This window comes from Athalassotoga saccharophila, from assembly GCF_009936215.1.
GTDB lineage: Bacteria > Thermotogota > Thermotogae > Mesoaciditogales > Mesoaciditogaceae > Athalassotoga > Athalassotoga saccharophila.
In genome coordinates this window covers 1,653,163-1,666,582 of record NZ_AP019551.1, presented here as the reverse complement: position 1 = coordinate 1,666,582, position 13,420 = coordinate 1,653,163, and the positions used below count along the sequence as shown (strand labels likewise).

14 protein-coding genes are annotated in these 13,420 nt (G+C 40.6%); 10 read left to right on the top strand and 4 right to left on the bottom strand.

Annotation, left to right across the window (positions count from 1 at the left end):
• Nucleotide 1: 1 nt before the first annotated feature.
• The 10 genes from ATHSA_RS08330 (at nucleotide 2) to ATHSA_RS08285 (ending at nucleotide 10,445) form a co-directional block, all read left to right on the top strand.
• A complete protein-coding gene (locus tag ATHSA_RS08330) occupies nucleotides 2-874 on the top strand; it encodes a carbohydrate ABC transporter permease (protein ID WP_197739151.1) in 873 nt (290 codons plus the stop codon).
• A gap of 5 nt (nucleotides 875-879) precedes the next feature.
• Nucleotides 880-1,707, top strand: coding sequence for a carbohydrate ABC transporter permease (locus ATHSA_RS08325; protein WP_161848641.1), 828 nt, complete (start codon nucleotides 880-882; stop codon nucleotides 1,705-1,707).
• 68 nt (nucleotides 1,708-1,775) lie between these two features.
• Nucleotides 1,776-3,098 carry an ABC transporter substrate-binding protein gene (locus ATHSA_RS08320; RefSeq protein ID WP_161848640.1) on the top strand — a complete coding sequence of 441 codons (1,323 nt, stop codon included), beginning with the start codon at nucleotides 1,776-1,778 and terminating at the stop codon, nucleotides 3,096-3,098.
• Nucleotides 3,099-3,332: 234 nt separating this feature from the next.
• Nucleotides 3,333-3,758 carry an RbsD/FucU family protein gene (locus tag ATHSA_RS08315; protein WP_161848639.1) on the top strand — a complete coding sequence of 142 codons (426 nt, stop codon included), beginning with the start codon at nucleotides 3,333-3,335 and terminating at the stop codon, nucleotides 3,756-3,758.
• Nucleotide 3,759: 1 nt separating this feature from the next.
• A complete protein-coding gene (locus ATHSA_RS08310; RefSeq protein ID WP_197739150.1) occupies nucleotides 3,760-5,025 on the top strand; it encodes a sn-glycerol-1-phosphate dehydrogenase in 1,266 nt (421 codons plus the stop codon).
• A 78-nt stretch (nucleotides 5,026-5,103) separates the two neighbouring features.
• Nucleotides 5,104-6,447 carry an extracellular solute-binding protein gene (locus ATHSA_RS08305; protein ID WP_161848638.1) on the top strand — a complete coding sequence of 448 codons (1,344 nt, stop codon included), beginning with the start codon at nucleotides 5,104-5,106 and terminating at the stop codon, nucleotides 6,445-6,447.
• Between the two features lie 49 nt (nucleotides 6,448-6,496).
• Nucleotides 6,497-7,387 (top strand): carbohydrate ABC transporter permease, encoded by an 891-nt coding sequence (locus tag ATHSA_RS08300; protein ID WP_161848637.1) that lies wholly within the window; start codon nucleotides 6,497-6,499, stop codon nucleotides 7,385-7,387.
• Between the two features lie 16 nt (nucleotides 7,388-7,403).
• Complete coding sequence (locus ATHSA_RS08295; protein WP_161848636.1) at nucleotides 7,404-8,249, top strand: carbohydrate ABC transporter permease; 846 nt, start codon at nucleotides 7,404-7,406, stop codon at nucleotides 8,247-8,249.
• 13 nt (nucleotides 8,250-8,262) lie between these two features.
• The gene (locus ATHSA_RS08290) at nucleotides 8,263-8,901 is read left to right on the top strand and encodes an L-ribulose-5-phosphate 4-epimerase (RefSeq protein ID WP_161848635.1); all 639 of its coding nucleotides are present in this window, start codon (nucleotides 8,263-8,265) and stop codon (nucleotides 8,899-8,901) included.
• Between the two features lie 5 nt (nucleotides 8,902-8,906).
• Nucleotides 8,907-10,445: an FGGY-family carbohydrate kinase gene (locus ATHSA_RS08285; protein ID WP_161848634.1), complete on the top strand. Its 1,539-nt coding sequence runs from the start codon at nucleotides 8,907-8,909 to the stop codon at nucleotides 10,443-10,445.
• 112 nt (nucleotides 10,446-10,557) lie between these two features.
• Here ATHSA_RS08285 and ATHSA_RS08280 read toward each other — a convergent pair whose 3' ends face one another.
• The 4 genes from ATHSA_RS08280 to ATHSA_RS08265 all read right to left on the bottom strand — a co-directional run bounded on the left by ATHSA_RS08280 (nucleotide 10,558) and on the right by ATHSA_RS08265 (nucleotide 13,408).
• Nucleotides 10,558-11,193 (bottom strand): cytidylate kinase-like family protein, encoded by a 636-nt coding sequence (locus ATHSA_RS08280; RefSeq protein WP_161848633.1) that lies wholly within the window; start codon nucleotides 11,191-11,193, stop codon nucleotides 10,558-10,560.
• Nucleotides 11,194-11,299: 106 nt separating this feature from the next.
• Nucleotides 11,300-11,548: an acyl carrier protein gene (gene acpP / locus ATHSA_RS08275; protein ID WP_161848632.1), complete on the bottom strand. Its 249-nt coding sequence runs from the start codon at nucleotides 11,546-11,548 to the stop codon at nucleotides 11,300-11,302.
• Nucleotides 11,526-12,461 carry an ACP S-malonyltransferase gene (fabD, locus tag ATHSA_RS08270; protein WP_161848987.1) on the bottom strand — a complete coding sequence of 312 codons (936 nt, stop codon included), beginning with the start codon at nucleotides 12,459-12,461 and terminating at the stop codon, nucleotides 11,526-11,528. Before fabD ends, acpP begins: the two co-directional genes overlap by 23 nt.
• Complete coding sequence (locus ATHSA_RS08265; RefSeq protein ID WP_161848631.1) at nucleotides 12,461-13,408, bottom strand: DUF561 domain-containing protein; 948 nt, start codon at nucleotides 13,406-13,408, stop codon at nucleotides 12,461-12,463. The genes fabD and ATHSA_RS08265 overlap by 1 nt, the downstream gene beginning before the upstream one ends.
• Nucleotides 13,409-13,420 lie beyond the last annotated feature (12 nt).

The following is a 13,420-nucleotide window of genomic DNA, read 5'->3' as shown; positions in this document are numbered from 1 at the left end:
ATTGCTGCTTTTAAAATTAAAAAAACTGACAGGTTATTATCTTGTGCTACCAACCTTGATAATAATTGCTTTGATAGCATTTTTTCCACTTGAAGAACTTATAAGATTATCTTTCACAAATCTTAATTTACTCAATCCAACGTCCAAATATATTGGATTTGCGAATTATTTACGGCTTTTTTCGGATGGATCTTTTTGGAATGCATTTATACATTCAATTGTACTCACAGTGGTTGTGGTGGCATTACAGTTAATTTTAGGTGTTGCTTTAGCTCTTCTATTGAATAAAAAACTACCTGCGATAGGGTTTTTCAAAAGTACAGCTATGATTAGTTGGACAATGCCAATTGTCGCAACAGTTATAATGTTTCAGTTTATGTCCGAACCAAACTATGGATTAATAAACGTGATTTTATCTTTTATTGGTTTGGGTAAATATACTACTTATTGGTTCGGAAGTACAACATTTGCTTTTCCTTTCATAATAATTTTACATCTTTGGAGAAATGTTCCGTTTTACGGAATAGCACTCTTGGCTGCCATGCAATCGATACCTAAAGAATTGTACGAAGCGGCAAGTATCGACGGAGCTAATTCTATCAAGCAATTTTGGCACATTACTGTACCTGGTATAAAGTATATGGCAATAATAATGATGACAATTCATATAGCATGGACATTTAATCAATTTTCGATTGTTTACTTGGCAACAGATGGGGGACCTGTCAACACAACTATGGTTTTACCTGTTTATATTTATGATCAAGTTTGGTCTAATTACTCAATTGGGTATGGATCCGCTATCGGAGTTGTAATGCTGATAATATTAGCAGCGATTTTCTTGGTATTTATGAAATTATTTCAACAGGAGTGATATGAATGCGAAAACACATTTTAACTATTGTTGATTATATTTTGTTGATAATTTTCTTCTCTTTTTTCTTGATACCTATAATTTGGATTTTCTATACATCTTTTAGAAATTCATCAGCCATATTTACAAGTAATATTTTTGGTGGATTAGATAAATTGTCTTTAAAAAATTATATAAGCATATTCAATACTGAAAATATCCTTCTCTATTTTCGTAATTCACTTATAATAGCAACTTCTGTCACTGTATTCACTGTTTTTTTTGCAACGCTTGCGGGATATGGATTGAGTAGATTTAACATAAAGTACGGAAATATAATGTTATTGCTTATATTTGCAGCCCAACTAATTTCTCCAGTTTTGCTTTTAATACCGTTGTTCAATATTTTTTATGATTATGGCCTAATAAATACGTTCCAAGGTATTATGATAGCTGAAAGTGCTTTAACTTTACCATTTTCAACATGGATGCTTAAAGGATATTTTGATGGGATCCCTAAAGATCTTGATGAGGCAGCTAAGATAGACGGATGTTCTACTTTAAGTCTTATTCAAAAAATAATCTTACCCGTTGCTTTACCGGGAGTTTTAGTGGCTGCATTTTATTCTTTTGCAGTCTCATGGGGAAATTACACAATGGTTTCCGTGTTAATAGAAGGAAGTTCAGTCGAAACACTTCCCTTTGCTCTTCATAATTTGAGTTCAGGATTAATGATAGAGTGGCAAAAGATTTCTGCTGCAACAGTCGTGACAATCATACCTATCATAGTATTGTTTTCTTTTGTTCAAAGATGGTTAGTGAGTGGTTTGACTGCGGGAGCAGTTAAAGGATAAATTAAGGTCTACTCAATCGGGCTTCGTTGAAAGATTTACAAATTTTTGAAAGAAGGAGGAATCAAGTTATGAAAAGAAGATTCAAAGTTCTTTTGATGGCATCAATCTTGTTAGCAGCTGTTGGAATATTTTCTTTTGGTACAACTGAATTGGTTTTCTGGAATGCTCCATTTAACACTGGTGAAGTTACTCAGGAATATGTTAATTGGTGGGAAGCAAACGTTGATCAGGCACTTCCTGCAGGTTTTACTGTTTCTCACTATTTCGGCCCAGGTTCTTATACTCCCATGCTTAACAATTTCATATTACAGGCAAAAACTGGCAAGCCAGATGTCATTGAAGGTCTAATTGAAAATCTCACAGTTTACACAAGAATGAATTTGCTATCAAGCCTCAATAATTGGTTCAATAATTGGGATCAAAAGGATGAATTTGTCAAAAGTACTATTGATGCTGTAACTATAAATGGAAATATATATGCATTACCATATAATACAAATGTTCGCGTTTTGCTGTACAGAAAAGATATATTTGCGAAATATGGTTTGTCAGTTCCTAAGACGTGGTCAGAACTTGTGACAACAGCAGCTTCTATTACAAAACTTACAGGTGGAAAAATTTACGGATTCAATTTCAGCAGTGCTGTAAATGATCCAAGAGCTTTCCAAGAATTCATGTCATGGTATTTCCAGGCAAGCGATAAGAACCCAATGTTTAAAAATGTAAATGGAACTTGGGTTGTAACTGCAACGGCTTCTCAATTGGCTAAAGTTCTTCAATTATACCACGATCTAATTTATTCTACCAATGATGGTTATTCTGCAGTTAATCCTCAAGATAGAGGGGATAATTACACACAAGAAGATTTAGGATACGTATCGGGACAATATGCAATGGTGCCAATGGGACCGTGGCTCTGGGGACGTCTTAACGACAATGAACTTGCCCATACAATACTTGCAAGCGATACTGGAATTGCTGCATTACCAATTCCTTCCGACGGTGTTCATGCATCTTATCTTGAGGTTAAGCCAATAATGATAAACAAATTCAGCAAATATCAAGATGCAGACTGGGCTCTACTTAAGTTTATAGTTTCAAAAGATGCAATGGCAAGATGGGCTGAGCAATCTGGATTCCTACCTGCAAGAAAAGATTCTTTTGAAATTTATAAACAATATGCTGATGAACATGGATTTGGATGGTGGGTAGAAGGTTTTGAAGAACAAATGGCTTACGGTGTTGGTCTCGCACCAGTAAATTGGGCGCCAGTTCAAAAAGATATAACAACAGCAATAAATATGGTTATATACAACGTTAGCACTGTCAATGAAACTGCTAATTGGTTATACTCTAAGTTAAATGAATTGTCGAGTCAAGGTGTTTTGTAAAAAATCTTGTATCAGTTAGCATCATATTTTTTAGGTAAAAGATACTGAAGTCCGATTGAGAGAGTTTGTAGGTTCAATGAAGAATTCTTCAACTTGTTCATAATTAAACAGATCATTTTGCCGGTAGCGTCCAATTATTTTGTGAAACGATCCTCCCTCCTTCGTTACAGGACGCTACCCGCATGAAATTATGCTTTCAGACCGATGGCTTTTTGACAGAAAGGGATGATTTGAATGCTCAAAGGTATAGATCCAATTATTTCTCCTCAATTGCTAAAAATTATCGATGAGATGGGTCATGGAGACGAGATATTGCTTGCGGACGGAAATTATCCCGCCGAATCGGCAGGAAAAAGAAATGGATCCATCGTCATAAGGGCGGACGGAATAGGTATACCGGCTTTACTTGAGGCGATAATGAAATTATTTCCGCTTGATACCTATGTCGATTACAACGTTGTTTTGATGATGCCCGAGAAAGGTGAGCCTGATATATGGAAAAAATACGATCAAATACTTAAATCATCTGGTGAAACGGTTAAGATAAAAAAAGTGCCAAGACTTGAATTTTACGATGTAGCGGCGAAGAGTTATGCGATAGTTGCAAGTGGAGAAAGAGCACTGTACGCGAATGTCTTGCTTAAAAAAGGAGTTGTATAAGGTGGAATCATTCGAAGGAATCAAAATAGATCCCATAAGACATATCCTAATCGATGAAAATGTTTTAAAAGAAGTGCCTTACATTCTCAAAGATTTGGGCGTAAGGGAAAATATAACCGTTATCTGCGATCAAAATACTTACGAGGCCGCAGGAAAGGAAGTCATTGAATATTTGAAAGATTTTGATGTTACGCTTTGCAAATTCGATAAGGCCCATCTTGTTCCAGATGAGAGATCGATTGGTGAGATGATCTTGAAAATGAATCATCAAAGCGAGTTTTTGTGTGCTGTCGGGTCTGGCACGATAAATGATCTTACAAGATTTGTAAGTTTCAAAACGAAGATACCTTATGGAATCGTTGCGACGGCTCCATCGATGGATGGGTACACATCGTCAGTTTCTCCTTTAATAGTGAATGGATTCAAGCGGACGTACAACGCGGGTTATCCGCAATTCGTAGTCGGAGATCTCGAGGTAATATCGCGTGCTCCTTACGATATGATAACTTCTGGCTTTGGAGACATTATCGGGAAGTACACCTCTCTTGCCGATTGGATGGTAAGTAACATTGTAAACGGAGAAAAATTTTCGGAAGATATCGCGAATATAGTCAGAAATTCAATTGAAAGATGCGTCAGGAATGTAGAAGGAATTAAAAGCAGAAACGAATCGGTCGTCAAAAATGTCATGGATGCGCTTGTACTTTCTGGAATAGCCATGCTGAAGGTCGGAAATTCAAGACCTGCGTCAGGATTGGAGCATCACATCGCTCACTACATCGAAATAAAGGCCCTTATGAACGGACAAATTCCTCCCCTTCACGGCAGTTCAGTCGGCGTTGCAGAGGTAATCGCTACTGAGATTTACCATAAGGTTTTTTCATTGGATCGTAATGAGGTTCAAAAGATGATCGCTAAAGCGAAATTTGAATCACGACAGGAATACGTAGAAAGGATAAAGCGTGTTTACGGACCGATCTCAAATGAAATCTTTGAGGAAGTTGGAGAATTTTATTTCGATAATTTCGAAAGAGAGAAAAGGCAAAAGCAGATAGTAGAAAAGTGGGATTATTTGAAAAACTGGGTTCGTGAAAATGTCCCTGAGCCTTACCGAATAAAGGAATTGTTAAAATCAATCGGTGCCCCGATGGCTTTAAAAGATATTAACGTTAAAATGAATTTGGACGAGATCGTTAAAAATGCCAAAGAAATAAGAAAAAGATACACTATTTTAAGGTTGGCAGAGGATATCGGATTGGATGTATAAAATCATCAATGTGATAAAATATTAATTGATCAGCAAATAAAAATTAAAATATTTCCATCTTTTAGGGGAGGTGCAAAAATGGGTAAGTATCGTGTGCTGTTGTTGGTAATTTCGATGATCGCCGTGATGACATTTGCGGCGTTAGCGGTGACGACTATAAGTGTTGTCGTTTCCCCTGACAATGGGCCATCCATTCAATACCTTGCCCAGCAATTCATGCAGCAGAATCCTGATATCAAAGTGGATGTCACCATCATTTCCTGGGAAACGCTTTATCCAAGGCTACTTGCTGATTTAACATCTAAAACGGGCGTTTACGATGCGTTCACATGGGACGTCATGACGGCCGGCGCGATGCACAGTGGCTGTCTTGACCTCACCCAGTACTTCAAGGATCATCCCGATGTGATCCCTTCCGGATATGACATGAATGATTTGCTTCCTCTTGCTTACAAACTTGGCACGTGGAATGGAGATTTAATAGGATTACCCTACTACAACAACACGATGCTCTTCTATTACAGGAAGGATCTTTTCAACAATCCCACCTACCAGCAACAATTCTATCAGATGTTTGGAAGGCCTTTAAGAGTGCCTACAACATGGGCAGAGGCCGTCGATGTGGCAAGATTCTTCACGCAGGCATACAATCCAAAATCACCGACAAGGTATGGCATAGCCCTTATGTTCCCGACGACTCATACGATGTTCTACATGTTCCCGCTCTTCTTTGGACCGTACAGAACAAGCACGGATGGCATAAGGGAGTTTGGACCTGTGAATTTCGATTACGGAACTTACTTTACGTCAGATGGAAAACCTGCATTTGCAAATCAGTATGGTCTTATGGCTCTCGAAGACATGAAGGCTTTAATGCCTTACGCACCCGATCCTCTCGGTTCAGATTACGGTCAGACAATAGAGTACTTTGCCCAAGGAATGGTGGCAATGTGCCCGCAGTGGACAAATCCGTACTTACAATTCGCGTCTTCTCCGGCTCTTCAGCCTGCGAGTGAGAAGATAGGAATAGCACCGATGCCCGGTGTGTCAGTTGCCGGAAACTGGGCTTTGGGAGTCAACAAGTATATATCTCCAGAAAAACAGGCAGCGGCCGTCAAATTCATTCTTTTCTGCACGACCAAAGAATCTGGAATGGCCGTTTTGAAGCAATTCGCAATAGCGCCAGTCAGAGAATCGATTCTCGATAGTCCAGAGGCTCAGGCTGCGATTCCATGGGTAGCGGCCCTTCCATCTATATACCAAACCGAAGCCTTCAGACCGAGAATACCTCAAGAACCTCAACTCGAAAGTATAACAGATGTTTACTTCTCGAAGATGCTTAGCGGCACAATTCCAATGACCATTCAATCGTTGCAAAGTCTCGCAGACCAGTGGAACAAAGTGCTTGCCGGTGGTCAATAAAAATTAGACGGGGAGATGGAAACATCTCCCCTTCCAATGGGGTGATTAAATGAGCAAATCAAGTAGAAAAATAGCGATTTTATTCATATTGCCCGTTATAATTTTCTACCTTGTGATGGCTATTTATCCGTTTGTAAGCATGGTATACGAGTCATTCACGAATTTGAATTTGACAATACCGCATTCCGGTCAATTTATTGGGCTGAGCAATTATTTTGCCATATTTCAGGATCCACTGGCTTTATCTTCTATAGACTTTTCTGCCATGGTCATATACATAGCGGTTCCGGTTGAGATGATTTTGGGCCTCGTTTTTGCCTATCTTATAAGAGGCCTAAAGGGAGAGAAGATCTTTAGAACTCTCTTTCTCATTCCAATGATGATTCCCGGAATCGTTTTTGGTATAGCAGCCCAGATGATCTTCAATTATCTTTTTGGTGCCGCAAATTATTTTCTTTCATTTTTGGGGATTCAACCCGTAGCGTGGCTTGGTCAGGCTGCGACGGCCCAGTTTGTGATAATATTTTTGGATGTTTTGCAATGGACACCATTTGTTTTTTTGATAATTTATGCCGGTCTTCTATCAGTTCCGCAGGATTTGATAGATGCGGCAAAGGTAGATGGTGCAAATGGATGGCAGGCCTTCTTGCACGTTGAGTTTCCGACTCTGAAGCCTTTGATTTATGTCGCTTTGATAATAAGGATAATAGATGCTTTGAAGATATTCGGAAAGATTTACATGACCACATGGGGAGGACCGGGGACTGCCACCTCTTCATGGTCCTTTTACATATACAAAGTTGGCGTTTCTTACGGATGGGATATAGGATATGCCTCTGCACTTGCCGTTATTTTGCTCATAGTTAGTACAATTCTTGTCAACATACTCATAAGATTCTTAAATCTCGGAGAACAACTCGGCATTTCAAAAGAGGCCTGAAAGGAGAGATGATAAAGTGAGACCAAAAACAAAAAGAAGAATTGTGAATTCTGTGAGGTACATTTTTACAATTTTGATATTGGTAGTTTTCTTATTTCCGGCCTACTGGATAACGATTACGGCCTTTAAGCCGTCTTCTGAATGGAATGCATGGCCGCCTCATTTTTGGCCATACCATCCAACGCTTTCCAATTTCTTCGGTGGAAGTTCAGTTTCTTCAATTGAGGGAATTTTGCCATTTTTAAGGAACAGTTTAGTCGTGTCAACTGCGGTTGCGGTGATTGCGGCTGTAATAGCGCTTCTTGCCGCCTACTCGATAGCAAGGTTTAAAACTGGTGGTATGGGTCTTGCCGGGTGGATAATATCAATGAGAATGCTTCCTCCCGTTACCATAGTAATACCCCTTTACGTGATATACGCAAAGGTGAATTTGCTCAACACATGGACCGGGTTAATTCTCATATATCTTGTTCCGGCAATAGCGCTTGGTGTATGGATTCTAATTACATTCATAAATCAAATTCCAAAAGAACTCGATGAAGCGGCAAAAATAGACGGTGCTTCCAATTTGCAAACCTTTACGCATATCATATTACCATTGAGTTTAAGCGGTTTTGCGGCAGTCATGGTTTTGACCTTCATTCAAACGTGGAGCGAATTCCTGCTTGCGACTATTCTTACCAGTAACTCGGCGGCACAAACATTGCCGGTCTATTTGGGAAGGTTCATAACAGGTTATAATATCGCATGGGGTGCACTTTCTGCTGCGGGACTTATAACGATGTTGCCAGTTATAATTTTTGGAATAATATTCCAGAGGTATTTGATAAGAGGTCTCACATTTGGTGCGGTAAAATATTGATAGAGGTGATTAAATGTACGAAGATATCAAAAGAATGCTTCACAGTGCCCACATGAATCTCGAAAATTACGGTCTTGTGATGTACACAAGTGGAAATATAAGCGTGAGAATCGGCGATCATGTCGTTATAAAGCCATCCGGCGTCCCTTACGATGAGTTAAGACCGGAGGATTTTGTCGTCGTCGATTTGGATGGCAAAGTCATAGATGGAAAGTTAAAGCCATCTGTTGACACTGCAACTCATCTTTACATTTACAAAAACAGGCCTGATATCGGATGCATAATTCATACTCACTCTCCGTACGCATCTGCCTTTGCCATTTTAAATGAACCTTTGCCGGTCTACAGCACCGCCCATGCCGATGTTTTCGGAGTTGAGATTCCGGTCTCTGAATACGCACCCGTTGGATCTGAGGCTATAGGGAAGGCGGCTCTAAAGGTTGCAAATAAAGCTGGAGCCGTCTTGCTTGCCAAACACGGTGTACTTGTCTTTGGAAAGGATCTCAAAAGTACTCTAAGAGAAGCCATCTTCTTGGAAGAGGTTGCAAAGACCGCATATTTGGCAAGGACAATGGGAAGGCCCGAGCCTCTGGACTCTCAGGAGGCTCAAAGACTTTACGAGTATCACCATACACATTACGGACAGAGGTGAAGATAATGTATTTGATGGGAACGGACATAGGAACTCAAGGAACGAAGACGATAGTCGTCGATGAGAAGGGCAAGTTGATATCCGAGAGTTTTCGAGAATACAAGGTTATAACCCCTCGCCCATCATGGGCCGAACAATGGCCAGGCGTTTGGGTTAAGGCCGTCATAGAGACGGTAAAAGAATCATTTTCCAGGGCGAATATCTCTCCAAAAGAGGTAGCCGGAATAGCGATAAGTGGCCTTTACGGTGGTTCTGGAATACCTGTGGATAAAAATGTCGAGCCGCTTTATCCGTGTCTTATATGGATGGACAGACGTGCAAAAAAGGAGACAAAGTGGGTCAAAGACAACGTTCCGAAGGATAAGATCTTTGGCATAACCGGCAATTACGTCGATTCTTACTTTGGATTTACGAAGATAATGTGGATAAGGGACAACCTTCCCGATGTGTGGAAAAAGACATACCAGTTTGTGACGCCAAAGGATTTTGTGATATACCAGATGACCGCAACGCTCGGCACCGATTACACCTCTGCCGGAAACCTCGGAGGAGTTTTTGACATAAGAAGAAAAACATGGTCGGAAGAGATGGGCAAAATTCTTGGAATAGACATACATAAACTGCCTCAGAAGATCTTCAAATCTTCCGATGTCATGGGTTATTTGAACAAACAATATGCCGATCTGACAGGTTTGCTGGAGGGAACACCGGTTATTGCCGGAGGAATAGACGCACCCGTTGCCCAGTTAAGTGCCGGTGCTTTGTTCGAAGGAGAACATGTGGCCATGGCCGGAACCTCAATGTGCTGGGGAACGGTCCACGATGGGAAATATCTCACGCCAGAACTTGTTAGTTATCCCTACGTTGTTTACGATGATAGGTTGATCTACACATTCGGAGGAGGAGCAACGTCTGGCGAACTTGCAAGATGGTTTCGGGATAACTTTGGAAAGTACGAAAAAGAGGTAAGCGATAAGACAGGGATTCCATCGTACACTTTACTCGAATTGGAGACAAAGCATATTCCTGCTGGAAGCGATGGAGTTATCGTCCTTCCTTACTTCATGGGCGAGAGATCGCCTATATGGGATCCGGACGCGAGAGGGGTTATCTTCGGATTGAGTTTGTATCACACGAGATCTCATGTGTACAAAGCGATGTTAGAAGCGGCTGCCTATTCTCTGAAACATAACATGGAAGTTGCCATAAAATCTGGAATAAAACTGAATCGCGATTGCTGGATAGTTGGAGGCGTCGCAAAATCCGAATACTGGGTTAAGATCTTTGCAGATGTCACGGGCTTTTCTATGAAAAGACTTGCCAACGATGTGGAGGCTCCATTTGGAGATGCTTTCCTCGCGGGACTTGGAACAAAGGTTATAGATAAACCAGAGAGAATAAAAGATTGGGTAAAGTTCAGAACAGAAATAGATCCTGATGAGAATAACAAAGCAGTTTACGAAAAATATTACGAAATATACAAAGCACTCTACGAAAAAACAAAAGATGCAATGGAAAAAGTTTCTTCGATCTTCGATCAATAGTTCAATTTTAACGCCCCTTTAAGCAAGAATTCTCCCACTTCTATAAGTGATGGAGACGTGTCACTTTTTAAGTATTGACTCCGGCAGGATACTCTCGATATCCTGCCTTTCGTTAAAGTGAGTGTATTTTAAATTTATGATTTATTCCATCGATAACGTATTTGACCGCGTTGTCAAAGCCTACGTGAGAGGTATTGACGCAAAGATCGTACGTTCTTGGATCGAGCCATGGAATTTTTACAAAGGTCTTCATGTAATTTTCTCTATCACGATCATTTTTGTTTATCATATCGATGGCTTCTTTTCTTGAGATGTTGTAAAGTTGAGAAACTCTTTTTATTCTATCTTCCATATCAGCATAAACAAAGATGCTAAATCTTCTTGGAAAATCGCGCAATATGTAAATAGCGCCTCTTCCAAGGAATATAGCAGATCCTTTTTGTGCGATTTCTTTTATGAATTTAGATTCAAGTTCAAAGAGTTCTCTATCGCTTGGCAGGTACTTTTCTCCACCGGTCACCGTCAAAGTTCCTACCGGTCCAGATATGAAGAACTGTTCCCAAAAAGAGACCAACTTTTCTTCTCTTTCTTTAAGATCTGATTCTGGAATATTAAGGTAATCGGCAACTTTTTTCAAAATTTCTCTATCGACAAAAGGTATGGATAATTCCTTTGAAAGTCTTTGCCCAACTTCAGCCCCGCCGCAGCCTATCATATGGCTGATAGTTATTACGTAATTGTTATCCATCTAAAGTTCTCCCTTCAATTCAATCATCTAAAATAATAATACTACTTTTTCTACAAATTAAAAAGACTTCGTGTTCGCCACGAAGCCTCTTTTTTGTCATTTGATTTTACTGTTTTGAGACTATGTAATCGACAACGCTTTTTACATCTGTCAATTTGGAAATATCTTCATCGGGGATCTTTATTCCAAATTTCTCTTCCAGATCCATCGTCAATTCAACGAGGTCGAGTGAGTCTGCACCCAGATCGTCTACGAGTTTAGAACTTTCCTTTATCGAATCAAGACTTACTCCGAGATGATTTGCTATGGCTTTTTTCACCTCGTCTAAAACTTCAGAACTCTGCAATTTCGGCATTCTTTACCACTCCTTCCAGTTTATCCATTTCATCGATTGAATCTGTTGAGTAGACTTCTGCATTGACAATTTTCTTCACAAGACCACAAAGTACATTTCCAGATCCGACCTCTATGTATTTGTTCACGCACATCTCATCCATTGTCTTTACGCTTTCTGTCCATCTGACAGGCGATGTGAGTTGATTTATCAAATTCATTCTCATCTCTTCGAGAGTACCTGCGACCTTACCTGTCACGTTGAAGACAACCGGTACATTTGGCCTTCTAAATTCGATTTTGTTTATGAATTCAGAGAGTTTTTCTTTGGCGGGTGCCATCAATGGCGAATGGAATGGTCCGGAAACGTTGAGTTGAACGACACGTTTTGCACCGGCATTTTTGAAGATATCAACGGCGCTCAAAAGGGCGGTGACTTCACCGCTTACAACTGTTTGCAACGGTGAATTGTAATTTGCTATGTAGACGCCATTTAAGTTTCCGACTATCTCCTCTATCTTTTCGGGAGAAAGTCCGAGAATTGCCATCATCGATCCCGCTCCGCTCGGCACGGCATTTTCCATCAATTCACCGCGCAATCTTACGGCTCTGATCGCATCATCGAAAGAAAGTACTCCGGCCGCCACTAATGCCGAATACTCTCCAAGACTATGTCCTGCAACAACGTCGAAATTTATGCCCTTCGATTTTATAACCTCGAAGACCATCATCGAAGTCGTAAGAAGTGCAGGCTGGGCATTGTAGGTCTTTGTCAGTTCGTGTTCATCATTTCCGAAAATGAGGCCCTTTAAATCGAAATTCAGTACATCGCACGCTCGATGCATAACTTCCCTTGCCTGAGGATATTCATCGTAGAAATCTTTCATCATATTCAATTTTTGTGATCCTTGTCCTGGAAAGATCAAAGCGTTCATCATTTCACCTCCACATCTATAGATCGAAAAGCATCTATTGTTTCAAGTGTTTCATTCCACAATCTTTTCATGAGTTCTTTAACGGTTGGAATATCATCGACAAGTCCAGCAGATTGTCCTGCCATAAATGAGCCCTTGTCTAAGTCACCGTTAACGGCTGCCCTCAAAGCGCCTCTTCCGAGTTGTTCGACCTCTTCAGGCTTTCCGCCTCTTTCGTCTATCTTTAAAAGTGCGTTTGTCAGTGGATTTCTCAACGCTCTTACCGGATGACCTGTAACTCTTCCGGTTACAAGCGTGTCGCGCGTTGAGGCTTTGAGAATTTTCTCCTTGTAATTAACGTGTACCTCACATTCCTGTGTTGCGACGAATCTTGTCCCGATCTGGACACCTTCAGCACCGAGCGCAAAAGAAGCGGCTATTTGACTTCCACGTGCAATTCCTCCTGCCGCTATAACTGGAATCTCGACGGCATCCACAACTGCCGGCACAAGTACCATTGTTGTTACCTCTCCTATATGACCTCCTGACTCCATTCCTTCGGCTATTACCATATCGACACCGTAGGATTCGAGTCTCTTTGCAAAGGCTTCAGATGCAACAACTGGTATGACCTTTATGCCATGAGATTTCAACGGTTCAATGTACTTAGACGGGTTACCCGCACCAAATGTTACTGCCGTCACACCCTCTTCGATGATGACGTTCACGAGTTCATCTGCCATTTTTTCGTAGACTATCACGTTAACTCCAAATGGCTTACTTGTAAGTTCTTTTGCCTTTCTTATCTCATTTCTCAACCATTCGGGATCTCTTCCGCCGGCCGCTATTATTCCGAAGCCTCCCGCTTCAGAGACTGCTGCGGCAAGTTTGGCGGTGGCCACTTGAGCCATTCCCCCTTGAATTATCGGATATTCTATTCCTAAAATCTCGCACACTCTCGAAAACATCTACTTACCTCC

Excerpts from the sequence above, each read along its gene's own strand:
- ATHSA_RS08290 (WP_161848635.1), top strand. The coding sequence starts at position 8,263 with ATGTACGAAGATATCAAAAGAATGCTTCACAGTGCCCACATGAATCTC.
- ATHSA_RS08325 (WP_161848641.1), top strand. The coding sequence starts at position 880 with ATGCGAAAACACATTTTAACTATTGTTGATTATATTTTGTTGATAATT.
- ATHSA_RS08265 (WP_161848631.1), bottom strand. The coding sequence starts at position 13,408 with ATGTTTTCGAGAGTGTGCGAGATTTTAGGAATAGAATATCCGATAATT.
- fabD (WP_161848987.1), bottom strand. The coding sequence starts at position 12,461 with ATGAACGCTTTGATCTTTCCAGGACAAGGATCACAAAAATTGAATATG.
- ATHSA_RS08320 (WP_161848640.1), top strand. The coding sequence starts at position 1,776 with ATGAAAAGAAGATTCAAAGTTCTTTTGATGGCATCAATCTTGTTAGCA.
- ATHSA_RS08285 (WP_161848634.1), top strand. The coding sequence starts at position 8,907 with ATGTATTTGATGGGAACGGACATAGGAACTCAAGGAACGAAGACGATA.
- acpP (WP_161848632.1), bottom strand. The coding sequence starts at position 11,548 with ATGCCGAAATTGCAGAGTTCTGAAGTTTTAGACGAGGTGAAAAAAGCC.
- ATHSA_RS08315 (WP_161848639.1), top strand. The coding sequence starts at position 3,333 with ATGCTCAAAGGTATAGATCCAATTATTTCTCCTCAATTGCTAAAAATT.
- ATHSA_RS08300 (WP_161848637.1), top strand. The coding sequence starts at position 6,497 with ATGAGCAAATCAAGTAGAAAAATAGCGATTTTATTCATATTGCCCGTT.
- ATHSA_RS08305 (WP_161848638.1), top strand. The coding sequence starts at position 5,104 with ATGGGTAAGTATCGTGTGCTGTTGTTGGTAATTTCGATGATCGCCGTG.
- ATHSA_RS08280 (WP_161848633.1), bottom strand. The coding sequence starts at position 11,193 with ATGGATAACAATTACGTAATAACTATCAGCCATATGATAGGCTGCGGC.